This is a genomic window from Nostoc sp. (genome assembly GCF_036917555.1).
Taxonomy (GTDB): Bacteria; Cyanobacteriota; Cyanobacteriia; order Cyanobacteriales; family Nostocaceae; genus Nostoc.
In genome coordinates, this window is sequence record NZ_JBALDD010000021.1 from 19299 (window position 1) to 41988 (window position 22690).

At 42.6% G+C, this 22690-nt stretch carries 25 protein-coding genes and 2 pseudogenes; 15 read left to right on the plus strand and 12 right to left on the minus strand.

The window, feature by feature from the left end:
- Window positions 1–9: 9 nt before the first annotated feature.
- Together V7K60_RS07285 and V7K60_RS07290 are read left to right on the plus strand one after the other, a co-directional pair.
- Window positions 10–687 carry a potassium channel family protein gene (locus V7K60_RS07285; protein WP_334924182.1) on the plus strand — a complete coding sequence of 226 codons (678 nt, stop codon included), beginning with the start codon at window positions 10–12 and terminating at the stop codon, window positions 685–687.
- A gap of 69 nt (window positions 688–756) precedes the next feature.
- Entirely contained in the window at window positions 757–1311 is a 555-nt protein-coding gene (locus V7K60_RS07290; protein WP_334924184.1) for a DUF3124 domain-containing protein, read from the plus strand.
- Window positions 1312–1514: 203 nt separating this feature from the next.
- On the opposite strand, the gene V7K60_RS07295 is transcribed toward V7K60_RS07290, so the two are convergent.
- From V7K60_RS07295 to V7K60_RS07310, 4 genes and pseudogenes are all read right to left on the minus strand, one after another.
- Complete coding sequence (locus V7K60_RS07295) at window positions 1515–1709, minus strand: hypothetical protein (RefSeq protein ID WP_334924186.1); 195 nt, start codon at window positions 1707–1709, stop codon at window positions 1515–1517.
- 30 nt (window positions 1710–1739) lie between these two features.
- A complete protein-coding gene (locus V7K60_RS07300; protein WP_334924400.1) occupies window positions 1740–3293 on the minus strand; it encodes a cation:proton antiporter in 1554 nt (517 codons plus the stop codon).
- An 83-nt stretch (window positions 3294–3376) separates the two neighbouring features.
- Window positions 3377–3628 carry a hypothetical protein gene (locus V7K60_RS07305; protein WP_334924188.1) on the minus strand — a complete coding sequence of 84 codons (252 nt, stop codon included), beginning with the start codon at window positions 3626–3628 and terminating at the stop codon, window positions 3377–3379.
- A gap of 12 nt (window positions 3629–3640) precedes the next feature.
- A pseudogene (locus V7K60_RS07310) lies at window positions 3641–3922 on the minus strand (putative quinol monooxygenase); the annotation flags it as partial.
- Between the two features lie 167 nt (window positions 3923–4089).
- Here V7K60_RS07310 and V7K60_RS07315 point away from each other — a divergent pair.
- Together V7K60_RS07315 and V7K60_RS07320 are read left to right on the plus strand one after the other, a co-directional pair.
- Window positions 4090–4269: a hypothetical protein gene (locus V7K60_RS07315; RefSeq protein ID WP_334924190.1), complete on the plus strand. Its 180-nt coding sequence runs from the start codon at window positions 4090–4092 to the stop codon at window positions 4267–4269.
- Window positions 4260–4703 (plus strand): annotated as a pseudogene (locus V7K60_RS07320) (SDR family NAD(P)-dependent oxidoreductase); the annotation flags it as partial. The gene V7K60_RS07315 and the pseudogene V7K60_RS07320, both read left to right, overlap by 10 nt.
- Window positions 4704–4822: 119 nt before the next feature.
- On the opposite strand, the gene radC reads toward V7K60_RS07320, so the two are convergent.
- Window positions 4823–5554, minus strand: a complete 732-nt coding sequence (gene radC, locus V7K60_RS07325) for a RadC family protein (RefSeq protein ID WP_334924192.1) — start codon at window positions 5552–5554, stop codon at window positions 4823–4825.
- Window positions 5555–5714: 160 nt separating this feature from the next.
- Between radC and V7K60_RS07330 the strand changes: the two genes are divergently transcribed.
- On the plus strand, window positions 5715–6461 hold the full coding sequence (locus V7K60_RS07330; RefSeq protein WP_334924194.1) for a hypothetical protein: 747 nt from the start codon (window positions 5715–5717) through the stop codon (window positions 6459–6461).
- Window positions 6462–6600: 139 nt separating this feature from the next.
- On the opposite strand, the gene V7K60_RS07335 is transcribed toward V7K60_RS07330, so the two are convergent.
- Entirely contained in the window at window positions 6601–7539 is a 939-nt protein-coding gene (locus V7K60_RS07335) for a phosphoribulokinase (protein ID WP_334924402.1), read from the minus strand.
- 277 nt (window positions 7540–7816) lie between these two features.
- Here V7K60_RS07335 and V7K60_RS07340 point away from each other — a divergent pair, with 277 nt between their 5' ends.
- Window positions 7817–7978, plus strand: coding sequence for an SDR family oxidoreductase (locus V7K60_RS07340; protein ID WP_334924404.1), 162 nt, complete (start codon window positions 7817–7819; stop codon window positions 7976–7978).
- Between the two features lie 301 nt (window positions 7979–8279).
- Window positions 8280–9881, plus strand: a complete 1602-nt coding sequence (locus V7K60_RS07345) for an FAD-dependent oxidoreductase (RefSeq protein ID WP_334924196.1) — start codon at window positions 8280–8282, stop codon at window positions 9879–9881.
- 182 nt (window positions 9882–10063) lie between these two features.
- Here the strand turns inward: V7K60_RS07345 and V7K60_RS07350 are convergent, their stop codons facing one another.
- Together V7K60_RS07350 and V7K60_RS07355 are read right to left on the minus strand one after the other, a co-directional pair.
- Window positions 10064–10186: a hypothetical protein gene (locus V7K60_RS07350; RefSeq protein ID WP_334924197.1), complete on the minus strand. Its 123-nt coding sequence runs from the start codon at window positions 10184–10186 to the stop codon at window positions 10064–10066.
- A gap of 97 nt (window positions 10187–10283) precedes the next feature.
- Entirely contained in the window at window positions 10284–10607 is a 324-nt protein-coding gene (locus V7K60_RS07355) for a hypothetical protein (RefSeq protein WP_334924199.1), read from the minus strand.
- Between the two features lie 63 nt (window positions 10608–10670).
- Here V7K60_RS07355 and V7K60_RS07360 point away from each other — a divergent pair, with 63 nt between their 5' ends.
- The gene (locus V7K60_RS07360; RefSeq protein ID WP_334924201.1) at window positions 10671–11333 is read left to right on the plus strand and encodes a class I SAM-dependent methyltransferase; all 663 of its coding nucleotides are present in this window, start codon (window positions 10671–10673) and stop codon (window positions 11331–11333) included.
- A gap of 18 nt (window positions 11334–11351) precedes the next feature.
- Here the strand turns inward: V7K60_RS07360 and aroA are convergent, their stop codons facing one another.
- Window positions 11352–12632: a 3-phosphoshikimate 1-carboxyvinyltransferase gene (gene aroA, locus V7K60_RS07365; protein WP_334924203.1), complete on the minus strand. Its 1281-nt coding sequence runs from the start codon at window positions 12630–12632 to the stop codon at window positions 11352–11354.
- Between the two features lie 193 nt (window positions 12633–12825).
- Between aroA and obgE the strand changes: the two genes are divergently transcribed.
- Window positions 12826–13854: a GTPase ObgE gene (gene obgE / locus V7K60_RS07370; RefSeq protein WP_334924205.1), complete on the plus strand. Its 1029-nt coding sequence runs from the start codon at window positions 12826–12828 to the stop codon at window positions 13852–13854.
- A gap of 277 nt (window positions 13855–14131) precedes the next feature.
- Here the strand turns inward: obgE and V7K60_RS07375 are convergent, their stop codons facing one another.
- Entirely contained in the window at window positions 14132–17173 is a 3042-nt protein-coding gene (locus V7K60_RS07375) for a PAS domain-containing sensor histidine kinase (protein WP_334924207.1), read from the minus strand.
- A 392-nt stretch (window positions 17174–17565) separates the two neighbouring features.
- Between V7K60_RS07375 and V7K60_RS07380 the strand changes: the two genes are divergently transcribed.
- From V7K60_RS07380 to V7K60_RS07390, 3 genes are read left to right on the plus strand one after another with little or no spacing between them, the layout of a single operon-like run.
- Window positions 17566–18171 (plus strand): vWA domain-containing protein, encoded by a 606-nt coding sequence (locus V7K60_RS07380; protein WP_104910068.1) that lies wholly within the window; start codon window positions 17566–17568, stop codon window positions 18169–18171.
- 54 nt (window positions 18172–18225) lie between these two features.
- Complete coding sequence (locus tag V7K60_RS07385) at window positions 18226–18831, plus strand: vWA domain-containing protein (RefSeq protein WP_334924209.1); 606 nt, start codon at window positions 18226–18228, stop codon at window positions 18829–18831.
- A gap of 26 nt (window positions 18832–18857) precedes the next feature.
- Window positions 18858–19250: a salt stress protein, Slr1339 family gene (locus V7K60_RS07390; protein ID WP_334924211.1), complete on the plus strand. Its 393-nt coding sequence runs from the start codon at window positions 18858–18860 to the stop codon at window positions 19248–19250.
- A 91-nt stretch (window positions 19251–19341) separates the two neighbouring features.
- Here V7K60_RS07390 and V7K60_RS07395 read toward each other — a convergent pair whose 3' ends face one another.
- Window positions 19342–19683, minus strand: coding sequence for a winged helix-turn-helix transcriptional regulator (locus V7K60_RS07395; RefSeq protein WP_334908199.1), 342 nt, complete (start codon window positions 19681–19683; stop codon window positions 19342–19344).
- A 271-nt stretch (window positions 19684–19954) separates the two neighbouring features.
- On the opposite strand from V7K60_RS07395, the gene V7K60_RS07400 reads away from it, so the two are divergent.
- Both V7K60_RS07400 and V7K60_RS07405 read left to right on the plus strand, forming a co-directional pair.
- On the plus strand, window positions 19955–20569 hold the full coding sequence (locus V7K60_RS07400) for a hypothetical protein (RefSeq protein ID WP_334924213.1): 615 nt from the start codon (window positions 19955–19957) through the stop codon (window positions 20567–20569).
- Window positions 20556–20951, plus strand: coding sequence for a type II toxin-antitoxin system death-on-curing family toxin (locus V7K60_RS07405; RefSeq protein WP_334924214.1), 396 nt, complete (start codon window positions 20556–20558; stop codon window positions 20949–20951). Before V7K60_RS07400 ends, V7K60_RS07405 begins: the two co-directional genes overlap by 14 nt.
- A 210-nt stretch (window positions 20952–21161) precedes the next feature.
- Here V7K60_RS07405 and V7K60_RS07410 read toward each other — a convergent pair whose 3' ends face one another.
- Entirely contained in the window at window positions 21162–21905 is a 744-nt protein-coding gene (locus V7K60_RS07410) for a ferritin-like domain-containing protein (protein WP_334924215.1), read from the minus strand.
- 186 nt (window positions 21906–22091) lie between these two features.
- On the opposite strand from V7K60_RS07410, the gene V7K60_RS07415 reads away from it, so the two are divergent.
- Complete coding sequence (locus V7K60_RS07415) at window positions 22092–22667, plus strand: thermonuclease family protein (RefSeq protein ID WP_334924217.1); 576 nt, start codon at window positions 22092–22094, stop codon at window positions 22665–22667.
- Window positions 22668–22690: the final 23 nt, after the last annotated feature.

Genomic DNA, 22690 nt, shown 5'->3' on the forward strand with positions numbered 1-22690 from the left:
TCAGGAATCATGTACGTACTCATCGGTGGAGCAGGCTTAGTGGGCTTAAGTTTAGCGCAAAAACTGGTAGAACTAGGACATACTGTTGCCGTAATTGACATTGATCCTATCGCTTGCCGCTACGCCCGCGAACAAGTAGGAGCAATGGCTTTTGAAGGCAGTGCTGTGAGTACAGAAGTCTTGCTAGAAGCTGGGATTCGCAAAGCCGGCTCCTTGGCAGCTGTCCTCAGAAGTGATGCCCTAAACTTAGCAATGGTAACTCTTGCTAGACATTATGGTGTTCCCCACCTTTTAAGTCGGATGCGCCACCCCGATTTTGCTGAACCACTGCGGATAGCTGGAGCCAACCATATCATCAGTACTGTTGAACTAGCGGTTTCAACAATGGTGAATGCCATCGAGTATCCCCAAGTAGAATCAATGATGCATTTTGAGCAGGGACAGATTGAGGTTCTGAAACTTTCCATCCCCAACAATTGCTATGTTGCTGGTCGTAGCGTTGCCGAAATTGCTCAGGATTCGCAATTCCCTTCTGGTTCGCTAATTATTGGCTATCAATCCCATCCCCACGAAGATTTGATGATTCCTAACGGCAGTACAATACTGGAACCTCATTCAACTGTGCTGATTGTGACTAAACCAGGATCTTTACATCAAGTCATTGATTTTATTGAACAAAGATGTTGAGCGCAGTTCCTACCTAACTGTTTATTAGGTAGGGTTAGCTACACATATAAGAAAAATTGGTGAGTTTTGATGAAGCTGTATAGATATATTTATTTAGCGATCGCTGTTATTATTCTTGCATCTTGTGAATCAACACCTAAGTCGCAACCCGATGCCATTCCAGCAACCCCATTCCAAAAAACAGTGACACTGGATAATAATTTTAAGATAGCAAGCAGTCAAACTCTTTATGTTCCGGTCTACTCTCATATCTATCATCACAATCGCCAAGAGATTTTTGAGTTAGCAGTTACGCTTAGTATTCGGAATACAGATTTGACCAATCCGATTATTATTACTTCCGTACGCTACTATAACTCAGAAGGGAAACTAGTTAAGCAGTATTTGGAGCGCCCTATACAACTTGATGCCCTAGCTTCCACAGATTTTTTTATCAATAGAAATGATAGCAGTGGAGGTTTAGGCGCAAACTTCATTGTCGAGTGGGTAGCCCAAACAGAAATATCCGAACCGATAGTGGAAGCGGTGATGATTGGCACTGACTTTCAACAAGGAATTTCTTTTATCAGTCCTGGTAGAGTAATTAAAAATCAAAATAACAATAAGCGATCGCTTTTAAAATAATTCATAATGACGCTCTCTACAAGACGCTAAAAGCGTAGCTTGCAACTCTTACAGAGTACGCAGACTCGCTACTGCTACTACGCTAACGTGTAATTCGTAATTCGTAATTCGTAATTAAGTTAATTCCTCGTTCCGATGCTCTGCATGGGAATGTATTCATTGAGTCTGTGACTCAATCTCTTACTGAAGGCAACAAATCTTAATTAGCCAAAACTTAGAGGTTCATTTACGAAGCTCAAAGGTTCACTCACAAAGCTCAGAAGTTCACTCACAAAGCTCAAAGGTTCATTCACGAAGCTCAGAGGTTCATCAACGAAGCTCAAAAGTTCATCAACGAAGCTTAAAGGTTCACTCACGAAGCTCAAAGGTTCATCAACGAAGCTCAGACTATCCCTCATACCCAATGCCCCATGCCCAATGCCCCATATTTAATCATCTTCTAATTTCAGTAATTGTTCATCAAGAGTTTGTATCCGCCCGCGCACAATTTCTTCTGAGAGAATTCGCTTCCGCATTGCCTCATTGAGCGCTCCTTTTTCTGCCAGCAGTAAACGTCGGCGAATGGCTTCAAGTTTACTGCTCTTGCCACTTCTACCTTCCACCTCATCAGGGCGACGATTATATAGTTCCCGCAGCGTCTTTTCTGCACCAGCAATTCGTACCTGATAAGCCGAACGCATCTCTTCATAAACGGCTTTTGGTAATACCCCTGATTTCAACAGGCTGTCTAATTCATCTTGTGCTGCTTTACCCGTCATCAACTGGGCTTGCAACTCTTCAACCTGTTGTTGAACTTCGGAAAATTTAGATAATTTTAAGCGTTTTACCACCCAAGGCAAACTTAAACCCTGTCCCACTAACGACACCAGTACACAGCCGAAGACTATAGCTATCAAGACTTCTCGCCCTGGCAGTGTTGTAGGTAAGCTCAATGCCAGAGCCATTGAGAGTGAACCTTTGATATTACCTAAAAACAGTAAATGTTGCCAGCGTAACGGAATTGGGCGGTCGAACCAACGAACCACTCCTAGCAGTGGATAGACCGTAAGAACCCGCCCGACTTGATAAGCTAAAACTGCAAGTAGAATTGCAGGTAAAGTCCTCCAGAGCGTTACCAGGTCTATTTCTACACCAATCAACAGAAAAATAAAGGTGTTGACGGTAAAACCGGCATATTCCCAGAAACTCAACAAGGTGATGCGACTAGAAGCAGAAGTATTGCGAGAAAGCGCTAAATTCCCGAAAATTAATCCAGCTACAACTACGGCAACAGCACCTGATACACCTAGAAATTCTCCAGCCTGGAAAGTGCCTAATGCAACTGCTACCGTCAGTAATAGACTGCTAAGGGGATCATCCAAACGGGCGAATACAGGTATGCTCAAATAGCCTAAGACTAACCCCACGAGGCAGCCTCCTAGAGAGATAAATAGGAATTGTTGGATTCCCTGTAGTAAGGTGAGTGAACCTGTCGAATATACTTGCAAAACCAGGTTGAACGTAACTAGGGCAGCAGCATCGTTAAATAAGGTTTCTCCTTCAACGATGGTGGAAAGCCGGGAAGGCACCGGTATTTCCTTGAAGATGGCAATCATGGAAACTGTATCAGTGTTTGCCAGCATTACTCCTACAAATAAGGCAGGTATCCAACTCAATCCCAGTCCAAATTTCAACAGGACGGCAATAATACCACTGGAAAGCACAGCCCCTGGCCCAGCTAGAAGGGCAATTGGTTTAAAGGTGCTGCGTAGGCGACTAACATCTGTATTGATTCCAGCTTCAAACAAGAGAATTGGCAGAAAAAGATCCAAAACAAGGGTTGGATTTAAACCAATCGGCCGAGATAATAGCTCAGTGATGGGCAAACCTGCTAATACTAAACCCATAACATAAGGGATTCGCAACTGCCGGGACAGCAGAGCTACACCTGTAGCAACGAGCAAGAGAATAATTGAAACTTTGACTAATTCGGTAACATCCACTATCGCGTTTTGGAAAATTAGTTTGACTTGACTGATAGATTCTCTCTTCATTCATGCCAAATTAGCAAGTTCAGGGTGTGGGTTCAGAATGGAACAAGCCAGTACTCGCTACCATAGCTCGGCAATCCTACCAGCAAACCCAGAGTCAAAGCGATTGCCTGCGGATCATCTAAGCCAAAAACCTGAAAGTTCAAACTTAATTCATTGGCTACTGCTGCTAGTAAACTTTGATTACGTCCAGCTAAAATTAATTCCAGTCCGTTATTTTTAGCAGATTCAGCAATGAGTTTTCCAGCATAGCCAATTGCACCATACAATAACACCCTTGATGTCATTATTATCACCAACTAGGGATTGTTTGCAATCTGCTGCCATAACCTGACTTCAGGTGGTTCAACTAAAAATTGTCCTGATTTTTCCCCTAAAGCTTTAATATACGGCTGCTTTAAGTGTTGAGCTAAAATTTCCTGACTAACCCAGTTTTCATGTAACAGAAACAAAGATGGGTCGTCAACAGATTGGTGCAAATTATAATTAATACAACCTTCTTCTGTAAGAGTGAGAGCTATTACAGGTTGAAATTCCTGCTTGAAATTGTCTTCCAAACCCGGCTTCAGTTTTAGTCGAGCAGTGACGGTTACTTACCACTAAATGCTTGAGGAGGTAATTGCTTTTTCACACGATTCCATAAAAAATTGAACAGTGGATGCAAAAATGCTTTGCGAAATAAAATGTAGTTGCGTGTCGTTTCGACACCACTTGATAACAAGGCGATCGCCCCACATATCCAGAGGTAATGAATGATGGTTCAACCAAAAATGTTAATCATATTCTCAAGGATGGTGCGGACTCTACAGAAGTGGCAAATGCCTCACTACGCGTCTATGTCAACATTGGGATGTGCAGCGATTACTGGACAAGTCTCCATGAGCCTTTATTAGGCAGAACTCCCCAAAAACCTTTTGACTATGTCTGACACATTTAACTAAGTTATTTCTCAAGGGTATGGTTAAACGGGGGTCTGGAAAAATATTAAACTTGGCCTTTACTGCTGCTTTTCAACCAGGGCCACTGATGGCAGTATACTACGCGAGTAAAGCCTATGTCTTATCGTTCTCAGAAGCGATCGCTAATGAATTAGAAGGTACAGGTGTCTCAGTGACGGCACTTTGTCCAGGCCCTACAGAATCTGGTTTTCAACAAAGAGCCGCAATGGAAGACTCAAAATTGGTAAGCGGTCAAAAAATTATGACTGCGGAAACGGTAGCCCAAATCGGCTATCGTGGTCTATTTGAAAACAAAACTGTTGTTGTTCCTGGAATTAAAAATAAGCTCCTTGCGGAATCTGTAAGATTTACTCCCAGAAAGCTAGTGACTAAAATAGTCAGAAATATGCAGGAAAGCAAATAAGTTGTAACATAGCAATCCTAAATCAAACGCGCAGAAACAATATCCCCAACTTTTTAAAGAAGTCGGGAATCTGCGGGTTGCAATTCTCACAAGTCTTTAATTACGAATTACGAATTATTTTAATCCCCCTGTGGATGCTCATCCCATAAGGTTGTCAATTCCCGTAAACTTTGATGATTGCCATTGCCCAAAATCAAATGATCTAGTACTGGAATGCACAAAAGCTGCGCCCCTGCTAACAACTGACGCGTCAATTCTATATCTTCTTGGCTGGGTTCAAGGTTCCCAGAAGGATGATTGTGGGCAACTATTACCCGCGTTGCACCTTGACGAATAACTTCTCGAAAAATATCACGGGGAGAGGCTAGGGTTTCGGTTGCTGTGCCAATGGTAATTACTTGCGTACCCAATAAGCGATTCTTGACATCTAATAGCACCACTGCAAAACGTTCTTGTGTCTGCCACATCAAATCTTGACTGAGGGTAGCAGCAGCAGCAAGCGGGCTATCAATTAATGTGCCATCGTTGGGACGAGATTGAAAAGCGCGTTTACCCAATTCAATTGCTGCTAAAATGCTTGTCGCCTTCGCTGGACCAACACCAGAAATTTGCATCAACTCAGCAGGGCTAACTTCTCGCAGAACTACCAAAGGATCGCGTTGGTGTTTGCCTAATTCGCTCAAAATATATTGTCCCAAACCCACAGCAGATAGTTTTCCCGGCCCTTGACCAGTGCCTAGAAGAATTGCGATTAATTCGGCTGTGGCTAAAATTTTGGCACCATGCGTCATTAATCGCTCACGCGGACGCTCATTTGTAGGTAGGTCGGCAATTCTGAGGCAATAGGTCATAGCAAACTAAAAGAATAGCCACTAAAGATGTAACTATCTTTATTTATCCCTTGTTTGCTCTTAAAATCATCTTTATTTGAGAAAATCTTTAACCTTGGTAAGTTTCTACGGGCTGCATATCTTGCTCTTAACATTAATCAGTTTAAGGAACATAGTCACAATGAAGCCTGAAATTATCACTGCCATCATGGCTGCAATTGTCGCAATCATTAGCGCCATTATCAGCATTTATGGGCAAACTCGTGTTACACAACTTACCGACCGACTCGCCAAGCAACGTGAAGCTGAATCACGTGAAGCTAAGACTATTGCCTTGATGTCGAAGTATCGAGATCCACTATTACGAGCAGCAATTGATCTTCAGAGTCGTCTGTTTAACATTCGTCAAAGAAGATTTCTGCAACACTTTTATCACCGATCGCCATCTGAGCAAGATTATACTATTCATAACACACTGTACGTCATTGCAGAGTTTTTTGGATGGGTCGAGATTTTGCGGCGAGAAATCCAATTTTTGGATCTGGGCGATCTTGAAATGAATCGTCGTCTAAGTGAACTGTTCGTAAATATTACTCAGGCATTCGGAACAGATAGCCTTGAACCTACTTTTCGACTTTTTAATGGTGAACAGCGTGCTATTGGGGAAATTATGCTAGTGTCTCGCACCAAAGACGAATCAAATAGATATGAGTGTATTGGTTATGCTACATTCGTTAAAAAAATGAGCGACCCGGAGTTTGCCCGATGGTTTATGACGCTCAAAGGTGACATTGAAATAATGGCGAATAAATCAAAGACTGATGAACAACGAATCATTGCTATTCATAGTAAGTTAATTGACTTAATCGACTTTCTCGATCCTAATTATGTTCGTATCGCCCCAAAGTACAGAACCAGAATTGAGTAAGTTTTGTCAATGAAATTTCTCTACAAAAACTTTATCAGCCCACACTACACGAAATGACTGGTTCAAGCATTGAGCTGTGTTTTAAGGTAAACTGCAAGGTAGCGATCGCAAACCCTTTAAACCCCTTCATTTTCGCTGATCACTGATAAATTTGCGTTGCTTTCAGCATGTGGTAGGTAATAATCAACTGAGTCAGAGCCAGAGGATAACTTTGCAGTGTTTCTCCAGTTGTACCAGCAATTTTACCCAGTTCTGGATTACTTTCACAATCGCAAATATTTCGTAGATGGGGCATATCAGAACAAATAATATGCTCTAGCTTATTTACCTGTTCTAAAGTGGCATGACCATCAACTTCTAAAACATCCACAGGTTTACTCATATCCCTGTCTAGCCCCAGGCGGATCGCAGAGTCAGAATTCCCATAGCCAGAGTTGATAATCTGGGTAAAATCTGGGTGCGGAATTGTTGGACGAAGTACCAGACGAACATTCAGGTGTCCATTACTTTCATCATCGTCCTCAGTAGGTGGATAAAAACTAATGACTATATCAGACCATTGCCGCTGCGGACGGATAAATTCTGCTGAATCTGGTTCGCGCTTTTCTAATTCCGCTAATACCTGTTCATCTGTGTAGCCACGCTTTTGGGTGTCTCGCTTAACTTTCCACTTAGCGCGTAGTGTTTCCGGGGGTGCAAGGTAAACTTTAACATCGTAGGAATCACGAGCAGCACGGGTAGAATAACCGAGTAATCCTTCAATAATGACGAATTTATTCGGCTTGATATATTGTGGTGGCTCGAATTTGCCGGTTTTATGGCTGTAAACTGGCTTAAGAATTGGTTGTCCTGTGCGTAGCAGCGACAGATGTTGCTGCATAATATCTAAGTGGTTGCAGTCAGGGTGAAGGGCAGTGATGCCAATTTCTGCACGTTGTTGGCGATCGTAACGGTGATAATCATCTGTACAGATGATTGTGACATTTTCTGGGCCGAGTACCTGAGCAATTCCTCGCGTTAGTGTTGTTTTACCAGCAGCGCTGTCGCCGACAATACCAAGAATTATTGGACGGCTCATCATACCTCCCAGAATAGAAACAAGTTTAGTAATAAAATTACCTACATATAGTTTTTATTCTAGAAGGGTTTAAGCAAGTAACTCAAACAAAAACTTGGTATGCAATATAAAAACACATAGGATATTTGGGCGATGCCTACGGTGGTCACTGAGCTTGTCGAAGTGCGGTAAACTACGCTTTTTGCATAATAACAATTTACATGATTGTTAGAATATCTATAAAGAAGGCTCTCAACGAAAATTAGCAAAAAGATTTAATGTCAGCTTTGATGAGGCAATTGACAGTTTCCTTGATGAACAGCGCCCTCATATCGAACTCAAACGACGTGGCAAACCAGAAGAAGTAGCGGCTGTGATTGCATTCCTTTGCTCTGAGCAATCAAGCTTTGTGGTTGGTTCTAACTATCGAGTAGATGGTGGCTCGGTTGCTAGTTTGTGAGCGAAGCGGGTGTAGGGGAAAGTAGTACTCGACAAAATGACGGGTGAAGGCAAGCAGGGGAAGCAGGGGGAGCAGGGGAAGAAAAGAACTTGATTTTCTTACCATAAACCCAGCAAAGTCGGTTTGACAGACTACTAGTTCTGAACATAATATGCAAGTTGTTTGTTGTTATATCAATTCATAATGAATGGGTGTAAAACCTTGCATCTGTACTCAGATTGCATCAGGTTTTCCGGGTTGAAATCTATTGCAGGATTTTAAAGAATTGGTATAACTCTTATTCTTAATTTAAGAGTTAATTATGAAACAGATAGAAGCAGTTGTTGCCAATATCAACGATCTAAATGATGGTGAAATGCGACAGGTGTCTGTCGGCAAAACAGAAATTTTACTGAGTCGTATAGATGGAAACTTTTATGCCGTCGGTGCACACTGCGCTCATTATAAAGCGCCATTGGCAGACGGGGTGTTGAGTGGACATCATGTTGTTTGCCCTTGGCACAATGCCTATTTTGACGTGACGACTGGCGACCAACTAGAGCCACCTGGCTTGGATGCTTTAGCTTGCTATGAAGTACACATTGAAGGTGAAAACGTCATTGTCAGTGTACCAGAGGAAACTAAAGGATTGCGATCGCCTGCAATGGCGCAATTTGATCCCAACGTTGATGGGCGGACATTTGTCATCTTAGGCGCAGGTGCAGCGGGTGTTCATGCCGCAGAAGCTTTGCGAGTAGCTGGATATCAAGGGCGAATCGTGATGATTACTCAGGAAAATAAGCTGCCCTATGATCGCACAAAGCTGAGTAAAGACTACTTCATTGGTAAGACATCTTCTGAGGAAATGCCCCTGCGATCGCCCGATTTCTTCAAAGAACACGCCATTGAAGTGCTGTTGAATAAGCGAGTTGAACAGGTACAAACATCGGCAAAAGCGATCGCCTTCAGCAGTGGTGATTCGTTAACCTATGATGCCTTGCTGGTAGCAACAGGAGGAAAGCCACGCCAGCTAGATATTCCAGGTGCAGAATTGGAAAACATTTTGACATTACGCAGCTTTGATGATGCCGATCGGATTTTGGCAGCAATTAAGCAAAAAGGACAAGCGGTAGTCATTGGCTCCAGTTTTATCGGCATGGAAACGGCATCTGGGCTGAGTCAGCATGGCTTACAAGTAACTGTTGTTTCGCCGGATTCTGTACCTTTTAAGAAAACCCTTGGCGAGGAAATCGGCAAACTATTTCAGCAAGTCCATGAAGAAAACGGCGTTTCCTTTAAGTTGGGTAGAAAAGCGGTACAGTTTGAAGGTAACGGCAAGGTAGAAGCTGTAATTTTAGATAATGGCGATCGCTTGCAAGCAGATATAGTAGTTCTCGGAATTGGTGTACAGCCTGCAACAGACTTTCTTGAGGGTGTTGATTTGCATGCTAAAGATAGCAGTATTGTTGTTGATGAATACTTGTGTGCAGCTGATGGCATCTACGCCGCAGGTGATATTGCCCGTTATCCCGATTGGCGTACAAACGAATCGATTCGCGTTGAACATTGGCGAGTTGCAGCACAGCAGGGGCGAATTGCAGCTCATAACATGGTAGGGAAAGCAGTCAAATTTAGAGGGCTTCCTTTGTTCTGGACAATGCAATTCAAGTTTCCGTTGCGCTACATCGGACACGCCCAAAGTTGGGATGAAATAATTGTAGATGGAGATTTGCAAAAACAGGAATTCATTGCTTTTTACATCAAAAACAATCAAGTCTTGGCAGTTGCAACCAGCCATCGGGATACAGAAACAGCAGCTATCTCAGAATTGATGCGCTTGAACCAGATACTAACTGTTGAGGAATTACGGCGTGGTACAGTTGATTTGATTCAAAGACAGCCTCAAGTTAATAACAAGCAATAAGTTTGAGACAAGAGTAATTTGCCACCTCCTGCATATATGACGAACATCACTGAGCGCTACTTCAACTGTGCCACAAAAATGGAATCGCCTAAGTAGGCTCTGAACAAAACTTACAGCCGTTTTCATGTATTTGAACCACATCTGTTGTAGGGGCACAAGGCCTTGCGCCCCTACCGCCTGGTCTATTTACCTGAAAATAGCTGTAAACTCACGCTAAATCGTTTCGCCAGTTGTCGTTGAGAGCCTTCTTCATTTTTGTGGGCATCAATGACTTTTTGGCGTAGATCGGTGGAGTAAGCTTTCATCTCAATACACAGCTTGGGTCAACACCTCATGCAGAGCGTTATCATCTTCTTTAAGGTTTGGCATGATTTAAAATATCCTGAGCGATCGCTTTGCTTATCATACTGAGTTGCATTTAAATATAATTTTGGCTTTAAAAAAATCATTCACGAGTATCAAAGACTCGTCCACGAGTATCAAAGACTCATCCACGAGTAAAAAAGACTCGTCCACGAATATCAAAGACTCATTCACGAGTATCAAAGACTCGTCCACTAGTAAAAAACACTCGTCTACGAGTATCAAAGACTCATCCACGAGTATCAAAGACTCGTCCACGAGTATCAAAGACTCATCCACGAGTATCAAAGACTCGTCCACTAGTAAAAAAGACTCATTCACGAGTATCAAAGACTCATCCACGAGTATCAAAGACTCGTCCACTAGTAAAAAAGACTCGTCTACGAGTATCGAAAACTCATTCGCTATTCTCCATGCCCAATCCCCATGACAACTAAAACATTAGGACTCGAACAAAACCTCCACAACTATTTACTCTCAGTCTCTCTCCGAGAACCAGAAATTTTAACCCAACTCAGACAGGAAACAGCCCAGTATCCAATAGGGAGAATGCAGATTGCTCCCGAACAAGGGCAGTTTTTGGCGTTACTGGTGCAGTTGCTGGGAGCTAAGAAAACTTTAGAAATTGGGGTATTTACAGGTTATAGTTCCCTGGTGGTAGCATTGGCATTACCGAGGGACGGTAAGGTGGTAGCCTGTGATATTAGTGAGGAATTTACAACGATCGCTCGGCGTTATTGGCAGCAAGCAGGAGTGGCGGATAAAATTCAACTGCACATTGCCCCAGCTTTGCAGACTTTAGATCGGCTACTGGCAACAAAAGAAGCAGAGACTTTTGATTTTGCCTTCATCGATGCAGATAAGAGCAACTATGATGGCTATTATGAGCGATCGCTGCAATTAGTGCGTCCGGGGGGATTGATTGCGATTGATAATGTTCTGTGGTCAGGCAGGGTTGCCGACCCCCAAGTGCAAGATAATAGAACTAAAAGAATTCGTGCCTTTAATCAAAAGCTGCATCAAGACCAGCGAGTAAGTCTTAGTGTAGTAGCGATCGCAGATGGCTTAACTTTGGCACTGAAAAAGTAAGTTTAGCAAAAATAGCTCTTATTGCTCTAACATTTGGAAGAATCGGGTAAAGTAATCTGGAAAAGTCTTCGCTGTGCAACCAGGATCTTTAATTACAATCCCTGGAACCTTCAAGCCAGTGACAGCAAAAGCCATCGCCATTCGATGATCGTGATAGGTTTCAATTGCTGCCGGGGTAATGGGACCAGGTTCAATTTTCAGTCTATCGGCAAATTCTTCAACCTCAACTCCTAGCCGCCGCAACTCTGTGACAACAGCTTTAATTCGGTCAGTTTCCTTATATCGAATATGTTCTACGTTACGAATAGTAATCGGGGAACTGGCAAAGGGGGCGATCGCTCCTAATGTTTGCACTAAATCTGATATATCATTCATATCAATGTCGATACCTTGCAATTGCTTCGGCCCTGTCACTTCGGTGTAGTCATCCGAATCCTTAATTTGGCAACCCATCTGTTCTAAAACATTCAGCCACAGAATATCACCTTGACAGGATTGTTTGGTCAAATGTTTTACCCGCACCCGTCCACCCGTGACAGCGGCGGCGGCAAAAAAGTAAGAAGCATTTGAGGCATCGGGTTCTACTGTGTAATGTCGAGCTTGGTAACGTTGACCGGCTTTAATCTGAAACTGATTATCGCTGATTTGAATCACCTCTACGCCAAAGTCTGCCATCAGACGACAGGTCATTTTGATGTAAGACTGAGAAACCAATGTACCCTCAACCTCAAAAATCGTATCCTGTTGAGCGTAAGGCGCAATCATCAGCAATGCCGAAAGTTGCTGACTTGTTTGGTTGGCTTTCAAGCGAAAATTTCCGCCAGCGAATCCCTGGCTATAGAGGGTGTAGGGCATAAACCCAGAGTTTCCCTCAAAATTAACAGTTGCTCCACCCGTTTGCAGCACCGTTAGCATGTCACCCATCGGTCGTTCTCGCATCCGAGGAACGCCATCTAGCCGATATTCGCCATTACCCAGTGCCACCAGCGCCGAAATAAACCGTGCCGTAGTACCTGATAAACCCACAAATAAATCTGCCTGTTTAGCTGGGATGTCGCCTCCCCTTCCTGCAACCTGAATCTGAGCCAGATTAGGATTCAGAGTTATGGGAATACTCAATTGCTCTAAACATTTGGCAAAATACTCACTGTCTTCACTAAATAAAGCATTTTCTAAAATGGAGTCACCTTGCGCCAAAGCAGCGACAAGCAACGCTCGATTGGTAAGACTTTTAGAACCAGGAATTTCTACCGTGGCATCCACTGGCCGATTCAGAGCAGGAATTGCAATGGTATCCACTTTAAACCTCTACGTAGGCGGTTAGCTACAACTTTATATCTTGCCATATCTTAAGCAAAAGGAGCAGGGGAGTAAGGAGTGTGAGTTACAAGTAAATAGTGAGGAATAAGATTTTAAAACTTATAATTTATAACTCGCCCAGTAACTCAGCACGGGTTAAACCCTAGCTATCCGCTAACAGGACTGTAGAAAGATGCAATTTATCGATCAAGCAAAAATTGAAGTTGAAGCTGGTAAGGGCGGCGATGGTATTGTCGCTTTCCGGCGAGAAAAGTACGTGCCGACTGGCGGCCCCTCTGGTGGTAATGGGGGACGAGGTGGTTCGGTATTTTTCGTTGCCGAAGAAAACCTACAAACTTTGTTGGACTTCAGATACAACCATCGCTTTCAGGCAGAAAAGGGTACTCGTGGCGGGCCAAGTAACTGCACCGGAGCAGGAGGAAAGGATTTAATTATTGAAGTTCCCTGCGGTACAACCATTTATGATGCTGAAACTGGCGAACTGCTGGGGGATTTAATTGAACCTCAGCAGACTTTGCTGATTGCCCAAGGTGGTAAAGGCGGACTGGGAAATCAGCATTTCTTGAGTAACCGTAACCGCGCCCCAGAATATGCCCTCCCAGGATTACCAGGGGAAATAAAGCAGCTGCGTCTGGAGTTAAAACTTTTGGCAGAAGTGGGGATTATTGGCTTACCAAATGCTGGTAAATCCACTTTAATTTCATCTTTATCAGCTGCACGTCCAAAAATCGCAGATTACCCTTTCACTACTCTCATTCCAAATTTGGGTGTAGTGCGGAAACCTACTGGCGATGGTACTGTTTTCGCCGACATTCCCGGACTAATTGAAGGAGCAGCTCACGGGGCAGGGCTGGGACATGATTTCTTGCGCCACATCGAGCGCACGCGGGTGCTACTTCACTTAATTGATGCCACTAGTGATGATGTGGTTAGAGACTACAACACAATTAAGGAAGAATTACAAGCTTATGGACGGGGTTTAGCAGAACGTCCGCAAATTTTGGCGCTGAATAAAATTGATGCAGTCGATCGGGAAACCGTCGATTTGGAGGCGTTAGCCACCCAACTTAATCATCTCTCCTACGCCCCGGTTTTTGTGATTTCAGCGGTTACTCGCTCCGGGTTAGAGCCAATGTTACAGGAAATTTGGGGAATTCTCGACCAAATGAAGCTTCCTGAAGAAGTGGAAGCATTTAGATAATTACTAATTCGTAATGACGCTCTCTACGAGACGCTGCGCGTAGCTTGCAACTCTTACAGAGTACGCAGACTCGCTCTAAGCGAAGCCATGCCGTTCGCGTTAGCGTCTCTGAAAGAGAAGGCTTTACGCTACGCTAACGTAATTCGTAATTACTACTTTTACAGGGAAAGTAGCTGTTGGCAGCAGAAATACTTTTTTTTACTCACGGGATAAAGCTTTTAAAATTACGAATTACGTAGCTTGCTTCTCGCCTATGGCGAGTATTATCAATTACGAATTATGTTGATGTATTCTGGATCAGGGGAATCTTAATCACAAACTCAGCGCCTTGTCCTAGCTGGGAAATACATTCTAAGGAACCGCCATGTCTTTCTGTAATGATTTGGTAGCTAATGGCAAGACCCATTCCTGTACCTTGACCGATGGGCTTGGTGGTAAAGAAGGGGTCAAATAGTTGTTTTTTAACATCTTCTGGTATTCCCAACCCATTGTCGGTAATCTTAATTGTTACCTGATTTGGCTCCTGTAGTTGGGTGCGAATGCAAATTTGTGGGGAAGTTCTTTGCTCTATGTTTCCGGCATTTTCCCAAGGGATAGGACAAATGATCAATGACTCTTCCAAGGCATCGATCGCATTTGACAAAATATTCATGAATACTTGATTTAGCTGCCCTGCGTAACATTCAACCAACGGTAGTTTGCCATATTCTTTAATTATTTCAATTGTCAAGCGCTGGTCATTCCCCTTGAGGCTGTTTTGCAAAATCATCAGAGTACTGTCGATTCCCTCATGAATATCAACAGCTTTCATTTCGGCTTCATCCAAGCGCGAAAACGTTCGCAGGGAAAGCACAATCTCACGAATCCGGTCTGCCCCAACTTTCATTGAGTTAATTATTTGTGGCAAATCTGATTTCAAAAAGTCTAGTTCGATTTGGTCTGCAAAATCCTCAATTTCTAGCCCAGGTTCAGGATAATTACTTTGGTAGAGTTGCAAAAGTGAAAGTAAATCTTGGGTGTATTCCTTGGCAGGAGTGAGGTTGCCATAGATAAAATTAACTGGGTTGTTGATTTCGTGTGCCACTCCTGCGACTAGTTGACCCAAGCTAGACATCTTTTCAGTTTGAATTAAGTGAGTTTGGGTGTTTTGAAGTTCGCGGAGTGCAACTTTAAGTTCTTCGGCTTGTTGTCGTAATTGCGCTTCCGACTTTAGCAGGGCTTCCTTGGCTTGTTTGCGTTCTGCGATGTCTCTAACAACAGCTACCCGACAGAAAGGCTCTCCTGTTTCAGGATGTTTAACCATAAACAGGCTGCAATCAGTGGGAATTTCTATGCCCGTTTGAAAATGCTTATAGCGAAACTCGCCTTGCCAGAAACCATGTTGAAATATCAAAGGATTAATTTGTTGCTGAAACTCTGCAAAAGCTTCTGGTGAATAAAAATCAACCAAGAATTTGGTTTTGGCTGCTTCCAGGCTACTAAGTCCCACCATTTTCAGTCCGGCGGGGTTTACATAAAGAATTTGCCCTTCCATTGAAGCAATACCAATAAAGTCGCTGCTGTTTTCAATCAACGCTACAAATTTTTGCTGTTCCTCTTCAGCTCGTTTGCGTTCTGTGATATCTAACACCATTGAGGCAACGCCAATCACCTGACCATCAGGAGCCACTAACGGGTTGTTATACCACTCACCGACTATCGTCCTACCATCTTTAGTGACGTTCTCGTTAACACTAAAACTTCCTCCACGTTGTGTTAACAGGGCAATGAGAATCTCATTTACGTGCTTTTTAGCGTTTTCAGGTACTATGATCTCAAAATGATTTCCCAGCATTTCCTCTGTGGTATAGCCAAAGATTCTTTCTGCTGCCCGATTCCATGTCTGAACCTGAAAGTTGGTATTCCATTCAATAATGGCTAAAGGTGTTTGTTCAATTAGCAACGCCAGTCTTTGCTTTGAAGCCCTGAGTTCTGCCTCTGCTTGCTTGTATTCGGTAATGTCGCGATAATACCAAACCCTACCGTAATAGTCTCCTAAAGATGATGTCTCACCACAAGCCCCTTGCTGTTTATGCACGGGTGCAGAATAGCGCTCAAAAATTTTTCCAGACTTGAGGAAAATTTCATCACGACAGCTTTCCTCTGGATGCTGGTAAAGATACTCCACCTTAGCCATAAATTCGTCTGGATTTATTAGTTTGTCTAGTACCCATCCCAGAAGTTGGCGATCGTCACATGTTTCGAGGATTGCAGCAGGAATTTGCCATAACTGGGAGAATTTCTGATTAAATGATGTAACTGTAAGATTTTCATCAATAATTAGAATTCCGTCGATGGAAGCTTCTTGTTGAGCTTGGAGTACAGCATTCATGCGGTGTAGGTCTTTCTCTGCTTGCTGGCGATTGTGCAGCGCAGCTTGCTGTTCGCTGATATCGCCAAGCAACCAACGCCAGCCGATCTGCTGACCCTGTGAATTATACATCGCAACCATCCTGATCCGAGCCGGAAAAGCTGTACCTCTTCGTGGCTGTAGATAGACTTCCCAATCCTGCACTTGCTGCAAATTTGCCAGTTGGTTCATAAAGGTTTGGCGGTCTGATTCAGCGATAAACAGGATGAATGGTTTACCTACTAGATACTTTTGTCTCACAGATAGTAAGGCTGCACTTACATAGTTAGCCTCTTTGATGATGCCGCCTACATCAGTCACTAAGTAAGCATTTGGGGCGAGATCAAACAAATCCTGGTAACGCCGATATTCTAATTCAGCCGTTTCACGAGCGATCGCTAATTCTTTGTTTTGTTGGCGCAGTTCTTCTAGGGTTTCCCGAAGTGCCTTGCAGGTTTCCATCAGATTGGTAATATCAGTAACTCTGCCAGTCACAACCGGAGCTATACTGGCATCATTTTGTAAAATTATGTCTCGAATACTACCCACCAGAAATTTATTACCAGTCTCATCCTCAAAGCAAGACTTTTTTGTAGAGATGAGATGGGTTATACCTTGAGCATCAGTAAAAATATCCTGGTTCTCATTAGTAATATTTGTGGTGAAAACTAATTCATCTTTTTCCTGGAACACCTTAGCTTCTGCTTGCAGAAAAAAATCATAGTCTGACTTACCAATTAATTCTTCTCGGCTATGGCCGACGAAATCACAATAGGTATCGTTAAGTAATACCCAGCGATGTTGACGGTCTTTGACAAAAATTGGGTCAGGTATGGTGTTGATCGTCTGATGCAGAAATGCCAAGGAGAAGTTTTGCTGCTGCGTATTTTGTTTTGACGCGGGGTTATCTAAGAAACTAGGATGGTTCATACCCGAATTTATCTCTAAAATTTAGCTAAACAAAAGCTGTTTAGCTCCGTGTGTGTCAGCGTGAGTATAATTTATTATTCCCAGACTCAATATTGATGCAACAGAGGATTGGGAACACTTCGACATGGTTCGACTCCGCTCACCAGCTGGTTCGACTCCGCTTACTAACCGCTCAGTCCATCGCTGGGGATTGGTAAGATTTTGTTTTCGTAGGGGAACAAAGAGGTTAGGTTTGGTTCGGCGATGCCTGCAGTAAATGCTCACCAAGGCATTCATCAACTGTGGCGTGGCTTTTTTGGGTAGCATAATTGATACAAAACCTTAAAATGCTTGCGGTATCGTCAAATTCCTAGATTAGACTAGAACCACAGGGTAACAATCAAAGGAAGATTATGATGAGCGATCGCGACTATACATTAATTATTGATAAAAGCGGTAGTATGTCTACACCCGACCAAGTGGGTGGCAGAAGTAGATGGGAAATCGCTCAAGAGTCTACTCTTGCTTTGGCCAGAAAGGCCGAACAATTTGACCCCGATGGCATCACCGTTTACGTGTTTTCTGGTAGATTTAAACGCTACGATGATGTCACCTCAGCTAAAGTCGCCCAGATATTTCTCGAAAATGACCCTTCTGGCACAACAAACTTAGCTGGTGTACTCCAGGATGCGCTCAATAACTACTTTCAACGCAAAGCAGCCGGTAAAACCAAGCCAAACGGAGAGACAATTTTAGTGATCACCGATGGTGAACCAGACGATCGCAAGGCTGTGTTTGAAGTCATCATTCATGCTACTCGTCAGATGGAACGTGATGAAGAATTAGGAATTTCGATTATTCAAGTAGGTTCGGATGCCCAAGCAACTAAGTTCCTCAAAGCTTTGGATGACCAGTTACAAAGTGTCGGCGCTAAATTTGATATTTGCGATACCGTCACTTTAGATGACTTAGAAGAAATGAGTCTTGTAGATGTATTGACAAACGCAATAACTGACTAATGTGTTGTTTACCCAAGTCCAATAACTGTTAATTCTTAATTGGAGAATTGAATAATGCTAGAAAATCGTGACTATACCTTGATTATCGACAAAAGCGGTAGCATGGCAACCCAAGATCAAAAGGGTGGTAGAACTAGATGGGTTGCAGCCCAGGAATCTACTTTAGCTTTAGCTAGTAAGTGTGAGCAATTTGACCCGGATGGCATCACCATCTATGTATTTTCTGGTAGATTTAAGCGATACGAAAATGTCACATCCAGCAAAGTCTCACAAATTTTCCGAGAGAATGATCCCTCTGGTACAACCGACTTGGCAAGTGTGTTAAAACATGCAACTGATGATTACCTTCAACGCAAAGCAGCCGGTCAAACCAAGCCAAATGGTGAAACAATTTTAGTGGTTACTGATGGTGAGCCGGACGATCGCAAAGCAGTAATGAGGGTAATTATTGAAGCTTCTCGTCGTATTGATCGAGATGAAGAATTAGCCATTTCTTTTATTCAAGTTGGTACAGATCAACAAGCTACCCGCTTTCTTAAAGTCTTAGATGACGAACTTCAAAGTGCTGGTGCTAAGTTTGATATCTGTGACACAATTACTATGGAAGATATGGAAGATTTGAGTCTATCGGAAGTGCTACTCAATGCCATTAACGACTAGCTATAACATTTATAGGAATTGCAAAAATGGATTCCATTGATAAGCTGTTAGCTGAACTCCAAACTGAATACAAAGAAGTACAACCACAACAGCAGTCAAAATCAGCCACACCCAAATCGTTTATTCCATCATCGCCAAAGTCGTCATCTTTCATAGATAATCTTTTGGCAGAAGTTAAGGCTGATTTTGCCCAAGAGGATGCTGCTATTGAGTTAAAAAGACAGCAAGAATTAGAACAAGAACGAATTCGACAAGAACAACTCAAAGCCGAACAACTAGAGACTTTGAAAGTGGAAGCAAAAGAATGGTTAGCCAAAGTAGATCCGCTTTCGTCTGAAGGACTTTGGTTTGAAAGGTTTGCTGAAAGTTACCCCTCAAAATTAGAGGCAGCGATTGAATATTTAAGAAGTAATGAATAAAATAATTCGTAATTCGTAATTCCTAATTTGGAGAAATCTGCTAGCTAAAATTATAAGGTAGCTAATTATTAATTATTATCTATGCTCAATATTAATGGTGATTTGTTCGAGCTAAATGTTGAACAGCCCATTCGTGCATAGCATAGAGAATTGGTTGCAAAGTTTCTCCTAAAGGTGTTAGAGAATATTCTACTTTGGGTGGAATTTGGGGATAAACTTCTCGATGAATAATGCCGTCTTCCTCCATTTCTCTGAGTTGCTGGGTCAGCATCTTTTGCGTAACTCCAGGTAAAGCTCGTTGCAACTCACCAAAGCGTTTGACGCCTGCCATTAATTCTCTAATAATCAAAACTTTCCAGCGTCCGCCAATCACTTTTAGGGTAGTTTCTACTTCACAAGTCAGCCTGAAATGGTTTTCTGCTTCAGCTTTCATAGTTTTTTTTGTAGGAATCACCTAACTCAGGTTTGCTGGATATACCGCTAGTTATCTGATTATTACTTGTTTTAGGTTTTCCATCACTAGTGTAGCAGCTGCGGGAATATGACAATACAGTAGATACTTGCTGTCTTCCGCAGTCAACTGTAGGCACATGTTTGCTGATTACTGTTACAGTAATCAGCAAAGTGCGATCGCTTGTTTTATAATTGGTAACTAGCTATCCAATCAAGTAGAGCCTTCCAGCAAGGCAATCGCTCCACACTTCATGCTCACACAGGAAACAATCTCAACACTTCAAGCACAAATAGAGCGGTTTCAGCAATACCTGGATTTTCCTAATGCACAACATGAAACCAGCGCCAAACTAGCTGAAATAGTCAGTACCAGAGGGATCTCACAAGATGAGCTTAGACAAGAGATAGCTCAACTTCAACAAAAACTTCATAGATTTGTCAAACTGCTTGAAAAAATTCGCGACAGAGCTAGCGTTGGGGAGTTAACAGTACTGTACTTTGTCAAATCCAATTTCTTTTTAAAGGAAATTTTAGACGACGGATACTGGGTTTTATACTGGAGAGAAGACGCGAAAAAAGCAATTGAACTGCTGACATCAGCTTCTGTTGCTCTATATAAGGAAATCAAAAACGCAGTTAGCCCTGAAACTCCCAAAAAAGACATCAACTATGTTGTCTTAGAAACCCTAAAACATAGTCTAAACTCACTCATTGAAGCAGGGTTACGAGTCAACGCGTTCTCCCAAAAGGAGGTTAACGCATTCGATTTAGGAGACATAACTCCTCAAGAATCAGAAACTGTGTTAATCTTCCTATCAACAATGAAAAAATGGGAACCAGTTTACAAGAGACTTGCAGCATCCTAAATTTCTTGGGAAAAAAGACGTAATCCTTATACATGAAGCACTCATAAGTGAAACTGGCGAGTCATCAAACATAATTAATGAAGGCTTGCTGGACTCTGCTCTTTACTCACCTCAAGTAACTTTTGGGGGAGAGTATTTGCATCCCACAATTTATGAACAGGCATCTGCATATCTATTTCACATAGCCTGCAATCACGCTTTTGAGCAAGGTAACAAACGCGCTGCTTTTGCTGCTATGGTGACTTTTTTAAATGCGAATGATTACGATATTGAAATAACAGAGGAAGAAGCTGAGAAATTAACGGTAAAGGTAGTTACGCATGAAATAAGCAAGGAAGAACTGCCTGCTATATTGAAAAATTACGTGACAAATCTTATTTAACATCATTACATTGCGATCGCTCTTAAGGATCTCTGAGATGTTTTAGATATGTGATTTTAATTATGCAAGTTGCTTGAGCATCAATCGAATCATCGCAACATAAATAAATGCTTCAGTTGTCTCAGGTTATGTTGTCAAATATAGAAACCCCTGGCTAAGGAAAGTTTGAGCCAAGGGTAGTTGATCATTAGATACTCAAGATATCTATAATTACGTAGCTACCAACTCAGAATCGATTTCCGACGGCGCACTATCCTGGACTAGCGATCGCGTTTCGCCATCGCGCTGGAGGATACCGCCAACCATTGCCAACAAAGCGTTCACCTTGCGGGTTCGCCACATATCTACAAGTTTTTGCACTTTAGTTGCAGACATCCGTCGCATCATCGCTTCGTAGAGATAAGCAGCATGTCCAGTTTCATCTTGGGCAATACTTAGCATTCCTAACTTCAAGTTCCGAGCGGTTGACTCGTTATCAGGTAATACTTTTGCCATTCGCTTAAAGTCTTTGCTAGCATCTAACTCCAGAATGTATGTGCTAGCCATAAACATATCCCAATCAATCACAGCAGGTTTGAGCTGTTCTTGAGGGTAGCCCTCATAGAATGCTGCAAAAAAGGGACTACGCTGTTGTGATTTTTTTGTGGATGGAGTTTGGGGTTGACGCTTGAAATCTATAACTTGTTTATTCATCTGTTGTAAAGCGTGGGCAAAAATTTGACCATGCTTAGTTTCATCTGATGCATGTTTTGCTAGTTTTTCGGCTAGCCATGTATCGCCTTCGGCAGCTGCGCGATCGCCAAGTGCAGTTAAAAACGGCACCGAGCCAGATTCGGCCAACTGAAACCCCGCAAGGATGTTGGGGCGGGTTTTAGAATCACGAATTTGAGCAGCAGAGTAATACGCAAAGACACCTGAACCAGCTAGATGCAGAATGTGAGTCAAAAAGTTCATCAGAAATTGCCGTTGACAATTGGAAGGTTACAATTCTTATACTAATCTGCATTTTCTATTCGGTTGTCGCCAGAGGGTCTTACCATTTTGGATTTTGAATTGCCTGTGGCAGTATATCAACAGTTAACAAAAATATCTTTTGATTTTGTTAGTATCATCCCACAGAGGTAATGCAGGTAAGTTTGGATGGAGAAATTAACTAAACCAGTGCGATTTTGGCTTTGTGCAACTATCATAATTTTGAATTTGATCGGCTGCGATCGCTTTATTAGTACTTCTGGAGAACCGGTTGAGCGAGTCAGTGATGGCGATACTTTAGTAGTTAAAGATACTGATGGCAAAAACTTTACTGTGCGCTTTGCTTGTGTAGATGCCCCAGAAATAGCCCATACAAACAAAGAAAAACAGAGTAAACGCACAAGCGATCGCAATCAATTTACTTGGGGTGTGAAAGCCCAAGAACGGGTACAACAACTGGTGCAACAAGGAGGCGATCGCGTGACTTTGAATATCACCGATAGCGATCGCTATGGACGTAAAATTGCCGAAGTACGTTTAAAAAATGGCACTTTTGTGCAACAGATATTGTTACAAGAAGGTTTAGCAAAAGTGTATCGTCCTTATTTAAACAAGTGTCCTAGTAAAGATTTAGTTCAACAAGCCGAAGCTAAGGCCAAGGAACAACGGCTCGGCGTTTGGAGCGATACTAAATTTGTAAATCCTTGGGAATATCGCAGCCTATATAAGAAGTTAAAACTCTAGCTCTTTCTAATTCAATACACAAC